Annotated in this window: 17 protein-coding genes and 1 pseudogene; 14 read left to right on the forward strand and 4 right to left on the reverse strand. The window is 60.4% G+C overall.

Features of this window, described 5'->3' with window-relative positions; all coding sequences use genetic code 11:
• Window positions 1-112 precede the first annotated feature (112 nt).
• On the reverse strand, window positions 113-1159 hold the full coding sequence (gene queA / locus GOX88_RS04540) for a tRNA preQ1(34) S-adenosylmethionine ribosyltransferase-isomerase QueA (protein ID WP_170400254.1): 1047 nt from the start codon (window positions 1157-1159) through the stop codon (window positions 113-115).
• A 31-nt stretch (window positions 1160-1190) separates the two neighbouring features.
• Window positions 1191-4568, reverse strand: coding sequence for a YhdP family protein (locus GOX88_RS04545; protein WP_367647753.1), 3378 nt, complete (start codon window positions 4566-4568; stop codon window positions 1191-1193).
• Window positions 4569-4636: 68 nt separating this feature from the next.
• Here GOX88_RS04545 and GOX88_RS04550 point away from each other — a divergent pair, with 68 nt between their 5' ends.
• The 6 genes from GOX88_RS04550 to aqpZ all read left to right on the forward strand — a co-directional run bounded on the left by GOX88_RS04550 (window position 4637) and on the right by aqpZ (window position 9713).
• Entirely contained in the window at window positions 4637-5098 is a 462-nt protein-coding gene (locus tag GOX88_RS04550) for a peroxiredoxin (protein WP_170399751.1), read from the forward strand.
• Window positions 5099-5162: 64 nt separating this feature from the next.
• Entirely contained in the window at window positions 5163-5999 is an 837-nt protein-coding gene (locus GOX88_RS04555) for a ferritin-like domain-containing protein (protein WP_367648055.1), read from the forward strand.
• 180 nt (window positions 6000-6179) lie between these two features.
• Complete coding sequence (locus GOX88_RS04560; protein ID WP_170399756.1) at window positions 6180-7505, forward strand: DUF5930 domain-containing protein; 1326 nt, start codon at window positions 6180-6182, stop codon at window positions 7503-7505.
• Window positions 7495-7995, forward strand: a complete 501-nt coding sequence (locus GOX88_RS04565) for a bactofilin family protein (protein WP_170399759.1) — start codon at window positions 7495-7497, stop codon at window positions 7993-7995. The genes GOX88_RS04560 and GOX88_RS04565 overlap by 11 nt, the downstream gene beginning before the upstream one ends.
• Before the next feature lie 97 nt (window positions 7996-8092).
• On the forward strand, window positions 8093-8902 hold the full coding sequence (locus tag GOX88_RS04570; protein ID WP_170399762.1) for a zinc-dependent peptidase: 810 nt from the start codon (window positions 8093-8095) through the stop codon (window positions 8900-8902).
• A 124-nt stretch (window positions 8903-9026) separates the two neighbouring features.
• The gene (gene aqpZ, locus GOX88_RS04575; RefSeq protein WP_170325271.1) at window positions 9027-9713 is read left to right on the forward strand and encodes an aquaporin Z; all 687 of its coding nucleotides are present in this window, start codon (window positions 9027-9029) and stop codon (window positions 9711-9713) included.
• Window positions 9714-9756: 43 nt separating this feature from the next.
• Here aqpZ and GOX88_RS04580 read toward each other — a convergent pair whose 3' ends face one another.
• Window positions 9757-10305, reverse strand: a complete 549-nt coding sequence (locus GOX88_RS04580; RefSeq protein WP_170399765.1) for a peptidylprolyl isomerase — start codon at window positions 10303-10305, stop codon at window positions 9757-9759.
• Window positions 10298-10804: a peptidylprolyl isomerase gene (locus GOX88_RS04585; protein ID WP_170399768.1), complete on the reverse strand. Its 507-nt coding sequence runs from the start codon at window positions 10802-10804 to the stop codon at window positions 10298-10300. The genes GOX88_RS04580 and GOX88_RS04585 overlap by 8 nt, the downstream gene beginning before the upstream one ends.
• Window positions 10805-10938: 134 nt before the next feature.
• Here GOX88_RS04585 and GOX88_RS04590 point away from each other — a divergent pair, with 134 nt between their 5' ends.
• The 8 genes and pseudogenes from GOX88_RS04590 (at window position 10939) to GOX88_RS04625 (ending at window position 17535) form a co-directional block, all read left to right on the forward strand.
• A complete protein-coding gene (locus GOX88_RS04590) occupies window positions 10939-12129 on the forward strand; it encodes a phosphoglycerate kinase (protein ID WP_170400255.1) in 1191 nt (396 codons plus the stop codon).
• Window positions 12130-12192: 63 nt separating this feature from the next.
• Window positions 12193-12537 carry a lysozyme inhibitor LprI family protein gene (locus GOX88_RS04595; RefSeq protein WP_170399771.1) on the forward strand — a complete coding sequence of 115 codons (345 nt, stop codon included), beginning with the start codon at window positions 12193-12195 and terminating at the stop codon, window positions 12535-12537.
• Between the two features lie 129 nt (window positions 12538-12666).
• Window positions 12667-12966 carry an FtsB family cell division protein gene (locus GOX88_RS04600; protein ID WP_068331927.1) on the forward strand — a complete coding sequence of 100 codons (300 nt, stop codon included), beginning with the start codon at window positions 12667-12669 and terminating at the stop codon, window positions 12964-12966.
• A gap of 117 nt (window positions 12967-13083) precedes the next feature.
• Window positions 13084-13329: pseudogene (locus tag GOX88_RS04605) on the forward strand (DUF3144 domain-containing protein); the annotation flags it as partial.
• Window positions 13330-13469: 140 nt separating this feature from the next.
• Window positions 13470-14459, forward strand: a complete 990-nt coding sequence (gene pdhA, locus GOX88_RS04610; protein ID WP_170399774.1) for a pyruvate dehydrogenase (acetyl-transferring) E1 component subunit alpha — start codon at window positions 13470-13472, stop codon at window positions 14457-14459.
• A gap of 15 nt (window positions 14460-14474) precedes the next feature.
• Window positions 14475-15845 (forward strand): pyruvate dehydrogenase complex E1 component subunit beta, encoded by a 1371-nt coding sequence (locus GOX88_RS04615; RefSeq protein WP_170399777.1) that lies wholly within the window; start codon window positions 14475-14477, stop codon window positions 15843-15845.
• Entirely contained in the window at window positions 15842-16234 is a 393-nt protein-coding gene (locus GOX88_RS04620; protein ID WP_170428950.1) for a hypothetical protein, read from the forward strand. Before GOX88_RS04615 ends, GOX88_RS04620 begins: the two co-directional genes overlap by 4 nt.
• Entirely contained in the window at window positions 16234-17535 is a 1302-nt protein-coding gene (locus GOX88_RS04625; protein ID WP_170399782.1) for a pyruvate dehydrogenase complex dihydrolipoamide acetyltransferase, read from the forward strand. The genes GOX88_RS04620 and GOX88_RS04625 overlap by 1 nt, the downstream gene beginning before the upstream one ends.
• The last annotated feature ends 8 nt before the right edge of the window (window positions 17536-17543 follow it).

Below are 17543 nucleotides of genomic sequence, written 5' to 3' on the forward strand. Positions count from 1 at the left end.
GGGTCTCCGTACTATTTGCCGACCGGACTTAAGGATTCGTTTTGATATGAAAAACGGCTCAGAACCCGCTTGTCTACGACATTGCGGGGGCGTGATCCCGACATCGCGCCGTTTACGGGATCAAAAGCGACGCGTCGCCGTATGAGAAGAACCGATATTTCCGTTCAATCGCATGGGCATAGACATTGCGCATCCGATCCTGCCCCATCAACGCAGAAACCAGCATCAATAATGTGGATTTTGGCAGGTGGAAATTGGTCATCAGCGCGTCGGTGACGTGGAACTGGAAACCGGGATAGATGAAGATGTCAGTGTCACCCTCCCACGGTTCGATCTGACCCGAGCGCGCCGCGCTTTCGATCAGTCGCAGCGCGGTGGTGCCAACCGGAATGACCCGCCCGCCAGCGGCCTTGGTGGTGCGGATTTCTTCGACTGCGGTGGCGCTGACCCTGCCCCATTCGGCGTGCATCTTGTGGGTTGTCACGTCCTCGACCTTGACCGGCAGGAAGGTGCCCGCGCCCACATGCAGTGTTACATGGCTGAACGTGACACCGCGCGCCTGAAGCGCCTGCATCAGCGCCTGATCGAAATGCAACGAGGCGGTGGGGGCCGCAACCGCACCCGAATTGCGAGCCCAGATCGTCTGGTAATCGGTCTTGTCCTGCTCATCCGCCGGTCGTTTGGCGGCGATATAGGGCGGCAGCGGCATCGCGCCCGCCTGTTCCAGAGCGGCATCGAAATCCTCGCCCGTTCGATTGAAGCGCAGATAGGCCTGTCCGCCCTCGACCCGGTCCAGCGTGGCGCTGAGGTCGTCGGAGAACTGAATCTCTTCACCCAGCTTGACCTTTTTCAGCGGTTTGATCAGCGCCGCCCATGTGCCATCGGCCTGCGGGTCCAGCAAGGTCGCCTCGATCGCGGCAGAAACCGGCCCTTGCGCGCTGTCGCGGTGACGGCGGCCATTCAGGCGAGCGGGGATGACGCGGGTGTCGTTCAACACCAGCCGGTCGCCAGGCTGCAGCCAGTCGGGCAGGTCGAACACATGCGCGTCTGTCACTGCGTCGCCATTGGCCACCAGTAGACGCGCCGAAGACCGCGGGTTGGCGGGCCGCGTGGCAATCAGGTCTTCGGGCAGATGGAAATCGAAATCGCTGAGTTTCATGGCCGCGCCATACAGCGCCCGACTTCCCAGTTCAACGGTCTGATGCGGGTGCTCCGAAAGTTCGTTTCGGTTCATCCGGTTTGACCGGCTGCGCGTTTGGTCCGTCAGTGACTTTGGGAGCCGGCGGCCTCAGTAGGTTGCGCAGGAACAGCGGTGCCAATCCGGATAGCGGGTTGACCGACACTTTCGGCTGTCGCAGTGGCCCGGTCAGGGTATAGTTGAAGCCGATGATGCCCTCGCCCTTCTTGGTAAAGACACTGCCAATCGCATTGACCAGATAGATCGGAGAGATTGCGCCGCGCAGGTTCAGCAATCCGTTAACCGTGTCGATGGTGCCGTCAAAGGACAGGCCCATCGACGGCCCGACCGCACTGCCGCTGAGAACCTTGACCTGTGTTGGCGTGATACGCATCCGGCTTTCGATGGTTCCGAAAAAGATGCCCTGCCCGGCCATTTCATCCAGCAGACCCACAAGGCTGATGGCATTCAGCAGCGCGGCCATCGCAGGGGCGTCCTTGATACGCGTGTCCGTGATTTTCAGGTTTACATCGTAGTTGCCGGGGCCCGCGACCGGTTCCAGTTGCAGGTTCATCGATCCACCGCGCGCCTGCGTGATCATACCGGCAGAACGCAAAACCGAACCCGCATCCCCCGAGGTCAGCGTTACCGCACTGCGGCCTGCGCGCGGCGAGACCTGCCCGCGCACCGCAGCACCGCCGTTCACCTTGGCGGTAAAGGCACCGTTAACGCCCCCGGTGGTCTGAAACGCGCCTTTGAAGCCGGTCAGGGCTATGGTCTCGGTGACTTGCAAGCGATCCAGCGTCACATCCAGACGGGGGCCGGGTCCGGACGCGCCACCACCGCTGCTGCTGCCGAAATTCGCGCGCCCAAGGTTCATCACGCCGCCCAGCACACGGATATCCGGTACAGAACCGCCGCTATTGACCAGTTCGGCTGGCACCGCCAGCCAATTGCCCAGATCGAACGAGCTGAACTGCACGCGGTCAAAATCCCCGTCCCGGAATGAGATCGACGCGGTGGTGCGCAACCCGGCGGCGTCAAGCTTAAGCTCATCCACACGCAGGTTGCTGCCCAGCGTCGCTGCGACGGTCATCGAACCGGTCGAGCCCGCTCCCTTGCGCCAGCCCAGTTCGGGAATGGACAGTGCGACACCCGCCAGATCGGATGACGCCGTCAGTTTCGGCGGTGTTCCCGCACCAATGCCCAATGTGATATCCGCAGTGCCCTGTCCGGTCAGCATCCCCTGCGGCAGACCGGCCTTCAACTCGGTCATCAGGCGGGGGGACAGTTCGATTTGCCCGGTCAGTTCGCTGCGCTGTGGTTCGGTGCCCCCGATGGGCTGGCGCCATGTAGCCCGAAGAGGAACATCGCCAAACAGCCCATTGCCCGAAACCTCAACCCCGGTCTGGTCGCCCTGCACATCAAGCCGGGCGGCACTGACCGAGAACCCGGGCACCAACCTGTCGCTTTGCACGTCATCAATTTCACCTAGAAAATGGAACTCGGTCTCTTCAAATTTCAGGCCTTTCTTCATCGGCAATGACAGGGTGCCGGTCAGGCTCACCTCACCCTCCGCCAGATCGACAGGCAGGTTTGCCTTGGTCAGCAACTCAAGCGGTGGCCGGTCAAGCAGCGACATTGCCGCCGTAACGCTGCCCTTGGCGGTGATCCGGGTAATCGACGGAGACACCCCTTTGATACTCGTATCAGGGATGATGAACGATGTGCCGGTGGCATTAATAGACCCACCCTGATCCGCAATAACGACCCCGGATTCCGCCGTGGCCGTGAACCGGTTGTTGATCAGGCTGGCCTGCCCCTGCCCGTCAACAAGCGGCGGCAAGGTCTTGGCAAACCGTATCTTTGCCTTATCGAACCCGAAATCCAGATAAATGTCCGGCTTGTTTCCGGGCAGCAGCCGCAAGGCAAAATCAACGTCCGAAAATTGCCCCTCATAAAGGTTGTCTGCCACCCAAATCCGCGGCTTCGGCGCCAGACGGTCCGGCCAGTAGTTCAACAACTGATCCGCGTTCATGTGGTCCAGATGCGCATCCACCTGAACCGCCCAGCCCTCCGGTTCGCCGGTCAACCTGCCCGCGCCCAGCAGCTGATAGTTGGCGTCTTGGACCATGATCTGCCCCAGCCGCAGTTCAAACGGGGCCAGTTTCATCTGCATATCCAGCTCGGCCCGCGCCAATTTCAATGATTCAGGGAACAGGTTGGCCGGGTTGATATTGATACTATTAAAACTCAGCTGCGAGGTCAGGCTTTCCAGCGCGCCGTTTTCGATACCGTTCAAAAAGGCCTTGCCTTCGCCCTGGAACGCCCCCCAGGCCGAGACCACCGACACTTCGTTGAAATCCAGTTCCTGACGGTTGGGGGTGTAGGTGAAATAGGTGCTGGCCGACTCGAACGGGATCGGGCGCGTTTCCTGTGTCGGCTGCACCGCACCTGCCCCGAGGTTCAATGTCGCGAATACTGGCCCCAGCGCCGAGTTGCTGTCGACACTACCGCGCAGCGCACCCGAGATCGGAGCATTGAGCACCTGCAGCCAGGACAGTGCAAGGGTCTGGCCGGCAAGATCTTCGGCGGGCAGATCGGTGATCGCAACGCCAAACCGTGCTTCTGGCGTGCCTAAAACGCTGGTGTAATTCGCTTCGATCGAACTGGCATAGTCCCGCCCGGTCAGAACCGAGAATCCGGTAGCCAGATGCATTTCATCACCGTTGCGGGTGGCCGTGATGTGGCCGCCGTCAAACACCCACGCGCGACCCAATCGCAGGTCTTTGTAGTCAAGCGTCAGGGATTCCAAATCGACCGAGCGCAGCCCCGACAACAAGGGCGAAAGAAACACATCGTCCGATTGCTCGATCAGTTGCGCCAGGTCTGGTGCCTTCTGCACCGGGGCGCTGCCCGACCCGACGGTCAGCGACAGTGCGCCGTCCAGACCCCGGGTCAGGTCGAATTGCGCCCCACGTACAGTGATGCGGCGCGGACGAATCTGACCCCGCAGCAAACCGCGCATGGAAAGGCGGGTGCGCAAATCCGAAACCCGCGCAATCTGCTGACCGGCGGCGTCGCTGATCGTCACATCCGTCAGTTTCAGACGAGGCCGCCATTCTTCGTTGACGATGAAACTGGCATCTCCAAAGCTGAATTTCAGGCCGCCCAGGCTTTGTTCCAGCCGTTGCTCGACCTTGTGGCGCACCCATTCCGGCGCGTGCAGGTTCTGACCGAACAGAAAGAACCAGCCTGCAAACACCAGCAAGCCAATCGACAGGCAGGTCCAGATGGAAAAATGCGCAGCAATACGACGTTTCGAGCGCCGCCGGGGTTTCCCGGGCTGCGTCGCACTTTTGTCTTCGTGCTGCACCAATTTTTTATCCACGCCTTCCAACCCGCTTGCGCCGCCCTATGATGTCGGACAGCCCTTAAAAAACTTTAGCGGAGTTTCCAATGCCCGACGTTTCAGACATCGCCCCGGATTTCACTTTGCCCCGCGACGGAGGCGGCGAGGTCACCTTGTCGGCCCTGCGCGGCGGCACCGTGGTTCTGTTCTTCTATCCCCGTGATGATACGCCGGGCTGCACCAAGGAATCCATCGGTTTCTCGGAACAACTTCAAGCCTTTGCCGACGCTGGCGCTCAAGTTTTCGGCATCTCGCGCGACAGCGTTGCCAAGCACGACAAATTCGTCGCCAAGCACAACCTGACCACACCGCTTTTGTCGGATGAGGGCTCCTCGGTCTGCGAAGATTTCGGCGTGTGGGTCGAAAAGAACATGTACGGGCGCAAGTCGATGGGGATCGAGCGTTCGACCTTTATCATCGACGCCGAGGGCAAGATCGCCCGCGTCTGGCGCAAGGTTAAAGTGCCCGGCCACGTGGATGAGGTGCTGGAGGCCGTCCGCGCCCTGTGACCCCTCTCGACCACGGTCGCCATCCGGTCTAAGACCCGCTCATCTGAGCAAGCGGAGAGACTCGGTGTCGAAAACACTGACCCAGATGGCGACCGAAGTTCTGACCACGGCGGACGGGCGGGAAAAAACCGCCCTGTCCAAACGCCATGCGGCGGCGTGGTTCGCCTCGCGCAAGGAGAACGCGCCCACGATTGAGATCGGTACTGCAACGCCTCCGCTGCAACCGGCGCGACCGGACCGGCCCGAGTTGCTGTCTCCGCGCGAAGTTCCGAAGCGCAAACCCGGAACTGAGGCAGGCCGGATCGCCCTGCTGCACGCCGTCGCGCATATAGAGCTGAACGCGGTCGACCTGCACTGGGACATCATCGCCCGCTTTGGTCACGTGCCCATGCCGATCGGCTTCTATGACGACTGGGTCAAATGCGCCGAAGAGGAATCGCGCCATTTCGAGATGATCTGTGATTGTCTGGAAACCATGGGCAGCCGCTACGGCGCCCTGCCCGCCCATGCCGGAATGTGGCGCGCCGCCGAGGATACGGCCGAGGATTTGATGGGGCGCTTGGCCGTGGTTCCCATGGTGCTTGAGGCACGCGGCCTGGACGTCACACCGGGCATGATCGACATCTTCCGCAAGGCCCAAGACGAAGGGGCCATCGCCGCGCTCGAGGTCATCTACGCCGAAGAGGTCGGCCATGTGGCCTATGGCTCGAAATGGTTCCATTTCCTGTGTGGGCGCGAAAACGCCGACCCCAAGGATGTGTTTCACCAACTGGTGCGGCGGTACTTCCACGGGGTGCTGAAACCTCCGTTCAACGAGGAAAAACGCGCCGAGGCCGGGCTGCCGCCCGACTTCTACTGGCCGCTGACCGAGGACCTGCCACCGCCCGGTTCCGCGCCTTAAAACGCGCTCAACTTGACATCATCGGCAATTTCCCGCCGAGAATTGGCGGGAATATGAGGCATTCTTGTGTGAACTGGTTAACAAACTTGCCCAAAGCACGCGCCCGTTCTATGCAATGCGCCCAAGGGACGGACATCACTCACAACCGGTCCCGATCTTGGGGATGAGAGGTAAAGACGCGTGCGAACACGTCTGGCAATCAAACTACACTCACTGCTCGAGCGGCATTTCCCGGAACGCCGGGTTTTCCTGAAATCTGACAATGACACGCGGTTCATCCGGCTCAGTTCGGAAACGCAGGTCGCGGCCGTCGCCGGTGTATCGGTGATTGTCGGCTGGACCGCCGTCGCCACGGCGATTCTGCTGATGGACAGCATCGGGTCGGGCAACTTCCGCGAACAGGCGAAACGGGATCAGGCAACCTATCAGGAACGTCTGAACATCCTGTCCACCGAACGCGACGCGCGCGCCCAAGAGGCTCTGACCGCGCAGGACCGGTTCAACGCGGCGCTGAAGCAAATCTCGGCCATGCAGTCGGAGTTGCTGGCTTCGGAAAACCGCCGGCGCGAGCTTGAGACCGGGATCGAGGTGATCCAGACCACTCTGCGCGCCACCATGAAACAGCGCGAAGAGGCCCGTACCGAACTGGCCAACGTACAGGTCGAGGCCGGTGAAGGCGACATGTACGTGACCGCTCTGGCCTCTCCCGAACAGATGACATTCATGACCGAGGCCCTGGTCCGCACCGCGCAGGAGCGCGACCAGATCGCAGCCGATGCCAAGGACGCCCTGCACCAGCGCGACGAGCTTGAGCTGGAAATCCAGCTGATGCAGGAACGCAGCGACGAGATCTTCCGCCAGTTGGAAGAGGCGATGGTGATCTCGGTCGAACCGCTGGACAAGATGTTCCGCCAGGCCGGTATGCCCACCGACCGTATTATTGAAGAGGTCCGCCGCGGTTACAGCGGTATGGGCGGACCCCTGACTCCCATCTCATTCAGCACGCGCGGCGAGGACCTGACCCCCGACGAGATCCGCGCAAATGTTCTGCTGCAGCAGATGGATCAGTTGAACCTGTACCGCCTTGCCGCCGAAAAAGCGCCGTTCGCCAATCCGGTGAAGTCCGTGGTGCGGTTTACCAGCGGTTACGGCACGCGCCGCGACCCGAAAACCGGCGGGCGGCGCATGCATAACGGCGTCGATTTTGCTGGTGCTCAGGGCACGGATATCTTCGCCACCGCAGATGGCGTCGTCACTCATGCAGGCTGGCAATCCGGTTTCGGGCGGCTGGTCAAGATCCGCCACGCCTTCGGAATTGAGACACTTTACGCCCATAACACCAAGATCCGCGTCAAGGTTGGTCAAAGGGTCTCGCGCGGGGATCATATTGCTGATATGGGTAGCACCGGACGGTCTACCGGCACGCATCTGCACTATGAAGTCCGCGTAAACGGAAAACCAGTAAACCCAATGACTTACATCAAGGCTGCGAGAAATGTTTTCTAAGAGCAAAATCAACGAGCCCGCATCCAATGCACCCGAGGCGGCAAAGCCTGCCGCTCCGGCGACCCCTGCGGCCCCTGCACCGGCAGAAAACAAGGCCAGCACCGCGCCCAAGCCCAAGCCTCCGGCATCGGTTCTGTCCTCCGACCTGCACATCACGGGCAACCTGAAGACCACCGGCGACATTCAGGTCGAAGGCACGGTCGAAGGCGACATCCGCGCGCATCTGCTGACCATCGGCGAAACCGCCACCATCAAGGGCGAAGTCACCGCCGATGACGTCGTGATCAACGGTCGCATCGTTGGCCGCGTGCGCGGTCTGAAAGTGCGCCTGACCTCGACCGCGCGTGTCGAAGGCGACATCATCCACAAGACTATCGCCATCGAAAGCGGCGCGCATTTCGAAGGTTCGGTGCAGCGTCAGGACGATCCGCTGAACCCGGGCCGCAGCGCCAAGGGCGGCGCCAACCCGGCGGCCGAGGTCAAGCAGTAACGCTGAACTGATATCCGAATGCACAAACGCCGCGGGTCACCCTGCGGCGTTTTTCTTTTGCCCTTGCCGCCGGGACCGGTCGGTATAGGGTTCTGGTATGCTGATCTTTTTCTCAATTCTGCTGCTGATCGCGGGCTTTTTCCTGTACCGCCACTGGTCCAAGTCACAAGCGCGTCAAGAGCTGCTGACCACCCCCCTGACCGACCACCAACGCAACGTGATCGAACAGCAGGTGCCGCTGATCCGCCGCCTTCCGCCTGATCTGCGGGCCAAGCTGGACGGCAAGGTGAACCTGTTTCTGAACCAGGTGCAATTCCACGGCTGCGACGGGCTGGAAGTCACCGAAGAAATGGAGCTGGCCATCGCGGCGCAGGCCAGTCTGCTGCTGGTGAACAGTGACCTCTGGTATGATCACCTGACAACGATCCTGATCTACCCCAATGCCTTCAAGTCGCGCCAACGCAGGCAGGTTGGCTATGTCGTCAGCGAGAAGGAAATCGTACGCACTGGCGAAAGCTGGGATCGTGGACCAGTGATCCTGTCGTGGCGGCACAGCAAGGCAGGGGCGATGAATGACCGGGACGGTCAGAACGTCGTTTTGCACGAGTTTGCGCATCAGGTCGACGACCTGTCAGGCGGCACCAACGGCGTTCCGATCCTCAGTGACGGGCAGAGCTTTGCCGAATGGGAACGCGTCTTTCTGACCGCCTATGACGCCCATGTGCGCGCCGTGGAACATGGGCAGCACACTGTCATTGATCCCTATGGAGCGACCGGCCACGAAGAGTTCTTTGCCGTCTCGGTCGAGGTTTTCTTTGAACAGCCACGGCAATTGAAAGCCGCCGTTCCTGACGTGTACGAACAGCTGTCGAAACTGTTCCGTCTGGACCCGGCCAGCTGGGGATAGCCTTCCCAGTGAAAACCGGAACCCCAATTCTGAACAGGGCGTTTGAATTTTCCCCGTTTCCCGACGTTTCACAAAACGTGATTTTTGAATTAACGTTAAATCAGTGTTTTCAGGAGGGATTTTCATGTCATCAAAACTCATGGCCGAGTTTTTCGGCACGTTCTGGCTGGTGCTGGGCGGCTGCGGCAGTGCTGTTCTGGCAGCAGGTGTTGCCGATGTAGGCATCGGCTGGCTGGGTGTTTCCTTTGCCTTCGGCCTGACGGTTCTGACCATGGCCTATGCGGTCGGTCACATTTCAGGCGGGCATTTTAATCCGGCGGTCAGTCTTGGCCTGATGATGGGCGGCAGGTTCCCGGCCAAGGAGCTGATCCCCTATTGGATCGCGCAGGTGATCGGCGCAATTGCCGCCGCTGCCGTCCTGTACCTGATCGTCAGCGGTGCTCCGGGGTTTGAAGGTGTCGGCGGGTTTGCCTCGAACGGGTATGGCGAAGCCTCGCCAGAGGGCTATTCGATGATGTCCGCATTGGTGATCGAGATCGTGATGACCGCGTTCTTCATCATCGTCATTCTGGGCGCAACATCCAACTTTGCGCCCGACGGCTTCGCCCCGATCGCCATCGGGCTGTGCCTGACGCTGATTCACCTGATCTCGATCCCGGTGACCAACACCTCGGTCAACCCGGCGCGGTCGACTGGCGTTGCCCTATTTGCGGATGCACCGGCCCTGTCGCAGCTCTGGCTGTTCTGGGTTGCCCCGCTGATCGGCGCGGCCATCGGGGCGCTGATCTGGCAGGCAATGGGCGACGACTGAGCCTGAAAAAGCCCCGAAGCTGTTTGCCTCGGGGCTTTTTTGTTTATTCAGTGACGGTGACTTTTTTCATCACGTCCGGCTGACCGATCACGGCGCCGTTGGGGCCGTCACCGCGCTTGATCGCGTCCACCACATCCATGCCTTCGGTCACCTGACCAACAACCGTGTACTGGCCGTTCAGGAACGGGCCCGGTTCGAACATGATGAAGAACTGCGAGTTCGCGCTGTCCGGATCCTGCGCGCGCGCCATGCCGACGACGCCACGATCATAGTTGTAATCCGAGAACTCGGCAGGCAAGTCAGGACGATCAGACCCACCGGTACCGGCACGGCGCATGTCACCACCGATCCGGCCATATTCAACGTCGCCGGTCTGCGCCATGAACCCCTCAATCACGCGGTGGAACACCACCCCGTCATACTTGCCCTCAGCGGCCAGAGCGCTGATCTGCTCGACATGCTTGGGGGCGAGGTCCTCGAACAGGTCGACGGTGACGATGCCATTGGCGCCCTCGCCTTCGATCTCGATCTGAAGCCCGGTGGCCAGCGCAGGGCTGGCCAGCAAGGCAAAGGCTGCGGCCAGCTTATACATCTGCCGCCACCTTGACGCTGATCATGCGATCCGGGTTCGCAGGCGGCTCGCCACGAACGATGGCATCCACATGCTCCATCCCGTCGATGACACGACCGTATACGGTGTATTGGCCGTTCAGGAAGTGGTTGTCCTTGAAGTTGATGAAGAACTGCGAGTTGGCCGAGTTCGGGTTCTGCGAGCGTGCCGCACCCAGCGTGCCCCGGTCATGCGGCAGCTTCGAGAATTCCGCCGGGACGTTCGGCAGCGAGGAGCCGCCGGTGCCCGCCATACGCAGGTTGAACCCGTCTTCCATGTCGCCATGCTGTACGTCGCCGGTCTGCGCCATGAAACCGTCGATCACACGGTGGAAGGCCACGTTGTCATATTCACCACCGCGTGCCAGTTCTTTCATCCGGGCACTGTGCTGAGGGGCCACGTCGGGCAGCAGCTCGACGACGACATTGCCGTCTTTCAGCTCGATGATGATGGTGTTTTCGGGATCCTTGATCTCGGCCATGAGGCCCTCCTGTCGTTTGTCTTGCGCAAATACCTATTCCCCACGCGCATGAATGCCAAGTGACGCATTGACCTGAGGGCAAAATGCAGGAAAAGAACCGCCTAAATCTGTTTCACATTTCCGAGGATTGCACGATGGGCTGGAAAACTCTCGACGACATGGACCTGAACGGCAAACGCGTGCTGGTGCGCGTCGATATCAACGTGCCGGTTGTGGATGGGGTTGTGACCGACGCCACCCGCATTCAGCGCATCGTGCCGACGGTTCGCGATGTCCTTGCGGCGGGAGGCAAACCCATCCTGCTGGCGCATTTCGGACGCCCGGGCGGTGAACGGCGCGAGAACCTGTCGCTAAAGCAACTCGTCCCCACTCTGGAAGACGCCTTTGGCTCCACGGTTCTGTTCGCCGCCGACTGCGTCGGTACTGAGGCTGAGCTGGCCGCCGAGGCGCTGCAACCCGGACAGGTTCTGCTGCTGGAAAACACCCGCTTCCACGCGGCCGAAACCAAGAACGACGCTGATCTGGCCGCAGGCATGGCCAAACTGGGCGAGGTTTATTGCAACGATGCATTCTCGGCCGCTCACCGTGCCCACAGCTCGACCGAAGCCATCGCCCGCCTGCTGCCCTCGTGCGCCGGTCGCCTGATGCAGGCCGAGCTTGAGGCGCTGGAGGGTGCCTTGGGCGCACCCAAGCGCCCGGTGACCGCAGTGGTCGGTGGTGCGAAGGTTTCGACCAAGCTGGAACTGCTGGGCAACCTGATCTCCAAGGTGGACTATCTGGTGATCGGCGGAGGCATGGCGAACACCTTCCTGGTTGCTCAGGGCCTGAACGTGGGCAAATCGCTGGCCGAAACCGCAATGAAAGACACCGCGGCCGAGATCCTGGCCAAAGCCGAAAGCGCGGGCTGTACCATCGTTCTGCCCACTGACATCGTTGTTGCGGCCAAGTTCGAGGCCAACGCCCCGCATCAGGTCCTGCCCGCCGATCAATGCACCAACGACGGTATGATCCTGGACGCAGGCCCCGAAAGCGTTGCAGCCATCACCGAGATCTTCGCCAAAAGCCAGACCCTGATCTGGAACGGCCCGCTGGGCGCGTTCGAGATCGAGCCCTTCGACGCCGCCACCAATGCCGCCGCGCTGAAAGCCGCCGCGCTGACCCGTTCGGGCCAGTTGGTGTCGGTCGCGGGCGGTGGCGATACGGTCGCTGCACTGAACGCCTCGGGAGCGGCCAAGGACTTTTCGTACATCTCGACCGCCGGTGGCGCGTTCCTTGAGTGGATGGAAGGCAAAACCTTGCCCGGCGTCGCCGCGCTGGAAGGCTAAACCGCGAAAATTGGGGCATATCAGATCTCGTGGTAGAATCCTCCTTTCATAGGGGGATTTGCCATGAGAGTTTTTGCCTGCCTGATCGTTGCCCTGCTTCCCCTGACCGCCGCTGCCCAATCCAGCTGCGGCGGGCAGACCCAGCTGGACGCGAATTTCTGCGCCAAGGAGAAATGGGAAATCGCCGACCGCGAGCTCAACCGGATCTGGAAAGAGGTCAAACCGAGAGCGGACGCACGCGGAGACGGGCAAACCCTTCTGAACGAACAGCGCGCTTGGCTGAAAACCCGCGATGCCACTTGCGAGCCCGAGTTGAAAAGCGACGGCAGTGCAGCGCCGATGTTCTATTGGGCCTGCATGGAAGAGCAGACACTGACCCGCAATCAGGTGTTGGAGGCATGGCGCTGAAAAAGCGCGGCCAACAAATTTTGAAAATTGCGAATCAGGGGATTCACAACCCGAATCGCCTGTGACATAGTGCGATCAGATGCTCGCAAAGGGCACGTTATTGAGGCAGTTCATACGGCGGTAAACAGAGTGTCCCGTTCCCATCGGCCCGGTTTGGGCGCAGTCGTTTTCTTCATGGTGGCGTTTATGCTGGGTGTCTATTTCACCTTTGCCGCCGTGCAGGGCGACTATGGCCTGTTCCGACGGGTCGAGATTGCGGCGGAACGGGACGCCCTGTCACGCGATCTGGCCAAGCTTGAGGCTGAGATCGCCGAGATGGAAAACCTGACCCGCCGCTTGTCGGATACCTATCTGGACCTCGACCTGCTGGATCAACAGGCGCGTTCGGTTCTGGGTATGATCCGCTCGGATGAAATCGTTATTCGATAATTCCCAGGCGTGGAAACGCTTTCCAGTTTGATGTCTCAGGCTGTCCGAAGGTTTTTTGCACCCATTTGAAAAGGCTTGCTGGCGTGAAAAAAACCCGACGATCAGTTTTTCGACCGGGCGGACGCCGTAATCAATTTGGCAAACACCTATCTTGACCAAGTCGGAGGTGGCAAAGTAAGCGCATCGCTCCTTTACGCCGTCGCAAGGTTTAACTCCTGGGTCAGCGCATGTGGTTTCGAGAACAGCGCCGACATGAAGGACTTGAAGGAAGAAACAATCGAATACTTCGTACAGGAGTATCGAAAAATGCTGCCCGAAAACCTGGACGACTACATCAAAAATTTTGAAGACTATATGCGCTAACCATTGTTCACAGCCACTAAGGACGCATGCAATCCACCCTCAAAAACGCTGCGTCACATTTCCCCTCGCCAGAAAGGTGAAAATGCTTTATGAGATAGTTTAACGCTAAACTATCTGTCCGGAAGGGGGAGATCGCCACGATGGCTGCGCGAAAAACCACAAAGAAACCAAACGTTTCCGCGGAAGAGCTTAAAACCTACTACCGCGAAATGCTTCTGATCCGCCGATTCGAGGAAAAAGCGGGCCAGCTTTACGGCATGGGTCTGATCGGTGGGTTCTGCCACCTTTACATCGGACAGGAAGCCGTCGTTGTGGGCCTCGAGGCCGCAGCCAAAGAAGGCGACAAACGCATCACCTCATACCGCGACCACGGCCACATGCTGGCCTGCGGGATGGAGCCGGGCGGCGTGATGGCTGAACTGACCGGACGCATCGGCGGTCTGTCCAAAGGTAAGGGCGGCTCGATGCACATGTTCTCGAAAGAAAAGCACTTCTACGGCGGTCACGGCATCGTCGGCGCGCAGGTCCCTCTGGGCGCCGGTCTGGCCTTTGCCGACAAGTACAAGGAAAACGGCGGCGTGACCTTCACCTATTTTGGGGACGGCGCGGCGAACCAGGGTCAGGTCTACGAGACCTTCAACATGGCCGCTCTTTGGGATCTGCCGGTGGTATTCGTGATCGAGAACAATCAATACGCCATGGGCACCGCTCAGGCGCGCTCGACCTCGACCAAGGACATCTACCACCGCGGTGAGGCCTTCGGCATCCCCGGTGAGATCGTCAACGGCATGGACGTGCTGGCGGTCAAGGAGGCCGGCGAGAAAGCCGTCGCCCACTGCCGCGCGGGCAAAGGTCCCTACATCCTTGAGATCAAGACCTACCGCTACCGCGGCCACTCGATGTCCGACCCGGCCAAGTATCGCACCCGCGAAGAGGTTCAGAAGGTCCGCGAACAAAGCGACCCGATCGAACATGTGCGCGAACTGCTGCTGTCCGGCAAACACGCCACCGAGGATGACCTGAAGGCGATCGACAAAGAGATCAAAGAGATCGTCAACCAGGCCGCCGAATTCTCGAAAGAAAGCCCCGAGCCTTCCGTCGAAGAGCTCTGGACCGACATTTACGCCTGAGAGGACGATTAAGACATGGCAACCGAAATTCTCATGCCCGCCCTTTCGCCCACTATGGAAGAGGGTACTCTGGCCAAATGGCTGGTCAAGGAAGGCGACACCGTAACCTCGGGCGACATCCTGGCCGAGATCGAAACCGACAAGGCAACGATGGAGTTCGAAGCTGTCGATGAAGGTATCGTCGGCAAAATCCTGATCGCCGAGGGCACCGAAGGGGTCAAGGTCAACACCCCCATCGCCGTTCTGGTCGAAGAAGGCGAGGACGCCTCCGCCCTGCCCACGGCTGCCCCCGCAGCCGCAGCGGTGACCGAGGCCGCCCCTGCGGCGGTTGAGGCCCCCGCTCCCGCAGCAGCCCCCGCCGCTCCGGTCGTTGATCTGTCGCCCGATTGGCCCTCGGATGCCGAGATGAAATCCGAAACCGTCCGCGAAGCTCTGCGCGACGCGATGGCCGAAGAAATGCGTGGTGACGAAGATGTCTACCTGATGGGTGAAGAAGTCGCCGAATATCAGGGCGCCTATAAAATCTCGCAAGGCCTGCTGGACGAGTTTGGCCCTAAAAGGGTGATCGACACCCCGATCACCGAGCACGGTTTTGCCGGTATTGCGGTTGGTTCGGCCTTTGGCGGCCTGAAGCCGATCGTCGAGTTCATGACCTTCAACTTCGCCATGCAGGCGATTGACCACATCATCAACTCGGCCGCCAAGACACTCTATATGTCCGGCGGTCAGATGGGCTGCCCGATCGTGTTCCGTGGCCCCAATGGTGCCGCCGCCCGCGTGGCCGCGCAGCACTCTCAGGACTACGCCGCGTGGTACATGCAGATCCCCGGCCTGAAAGTGGTCATGCCCTACTCGGCAGCAGACGCCAAAGGTCTGCTGAAGTCGGCAATCCGCGACCCCAACCCGGTGATCTTCCTGGAAAATGAAATCCTTTACGGCCGCTCTTTCGACGTGCCGCAAGTGGACGACCTGACCATCCCGCTGGGCAAGGCCCGCATCTGGCGCGAAGGCTCGGACGTGACCATCGTCAGCTTCGGCATCGGTATGCAGTTCGCACTGGAAGCCGCCGACAAGCTGGCCGAAGAAGGCATCAGCGCCGAAGTGATCGACCTGCGCACCATCCGCCCGATGGACACCGGCGCGATCATCAACTCGGTGATGAAAACCAACCGTCTGGTCACCGTCGAAGAAGGCTGGCCGCAAGGCTCTGTCGGCAGCTACATCTCGTCGGTCGTGATGCAAGAGGCGTTCGACTATCTCGACGCTCCGGTCATCAACTGCACCGGCAAGGATGTTCCGATGCCTTATGCCGCGAACCTCGAAAAACTGGCGCTGATAACCACCGATGAGGTGATCGCCGCCGTCAAACAAGTGACCTACAAATGACAATGAGAAAAGGCCTAGCTGGAATTTTTACGGTCCCTTTGGCGCTTCTTGCAACGATCATGTTGTCTTGGGCGTGGCCGATGAACGAAATGTTGTTCCTTGTTGTCGGCCTGTTGGGCGCATGGTCTGGCACAGTGACTTCCGATCTGTTGGAGCAAGATAGCGAGCTGATGAGTGCCGAAGTTTCCGAACTTAGCAAGAAAGCTTGGAGCTTTGTTGCAGGGCGGATCGCACTAGGTGTCACCGTTCCATTTTTATTGATCGACCCATCTTCGAACCCCACCGCAGTGAAGGTTTTTTCCGCGGCATACTTGGCAGCGCTATTTCCAATGGAGCTTCTGAAGTTGTTGAAAAAACTCTCCTCGAAGACGTGCAATAGGAGAACCTAATGCCCACCGAAATTCTGATGCCCGCCCTTTCGCCGACAATGGAGGAAGGCACCCTCGCCAAATGGCTGGTCAAGGAAGGCGACACCGTCTCCTCCGGCGACCTTTTGGCCGAGATTGAAACCGACAAGGCCACGATGGAATTCGAAGCCGTTGACGAAGGCACCATCGGCAAAATCCTGATCCCCGAGGGCACCGAAGGGGTCAAGGTCAATACCGCCATCGCGGTTCTGCTGGAAGATGGCGAAAGCGCCGATGATATCACGGCCGCGCCTGCTGCAGCCCCTGCGGCTGCCCCCGCAGCCGCCGCGGGCAACGAGGTTGCCGCGCCAGCGGCGTCCGAGGCGCCCGCCCCTGCCCCGGCAGCACCGGTCAAGGCGGATGGCGGTCGTATCTTCGCCTCGCCGCTGGCCCGCCGGATTGCCGCGCAAAAAGGTCTGGATCTGGCACAGGTCACCGGCACCGGGCCCCATGGTCGTATCGTCAAGGCAGATGTCGAAAGCGCCTCGGCGGCTCCGGCAGCGGCCGCTCCCGCTCCTGCGGCGGCACCGGCTCCCGCAGCGGCACCGGCTGGTCCGTCGGCAGATGCTGTGGCCCGCATGTACGAGGGTCGCGAGTACGAGGAAATCAAGCTCGACGGAATGCGCAAGACCATCGCAGCGCGCCTCAGCGAAGCCAAGCAGACCATCCCGCATTTCTACCTGCGCCGCGACATCAAGCTGGACGCACTGCTGAAATTCCGTGGCCAGCTGAACAAGCAGCTGGAAGGTCGCGGCGTGAAGCTCAGCGTCAACGACTTCATCATCAAGGCCGTCGCCAACGCGCTGCAACAGGTCCCAGCCTGTAACGCCGTTTGGGCCGGTGATCGCGTTCTGCAACTGAAACCGTCGGATGTGGCGGTTGCCGTCGCGATTGAGGGCGGGTTGTTCACCCCGGTCCTGCAGGATGCCGACATGAAGTCTCTGTCCGCACTGTCGACCGAGATGAAAGACCTCGCTTCCCGCGCCCGCGAGCGCAAGCTGGCGCCGCACGAGTACCAGGGCGGAACCTTTGCAATCTCGAACCTCGGCATGTTCGGGATCGACAATTTCGACGCCATCGTGAACCCACCCCATGCCGGTATTCTGGCCGTGGGCTCCGGCGTCAAGAAACCGGTTGTTGGCGATGACGGAGAGCTGACCGTCGCCACCGTCATGTCGGTCACCATGTCGGTCGATCACCGGGTGATTGACGGTGCTCTGGGTGCCGAGCTGCTGCAGGCCATTGTCGACAATCTTGAAAACCCGATGGTCATGCTGGCCTGATCCACTCC

Source organism: Ruegeria arenilitoris, from assembly GCF_013030985.1.
GTDB classification, from domain to species: Bacteria; Pseudomonadota; Alphaproteobacteria; order Rhodobacterales; family Rhodobacteraceae; genus Ruegeria; species Ruegeria arenilitoris_B.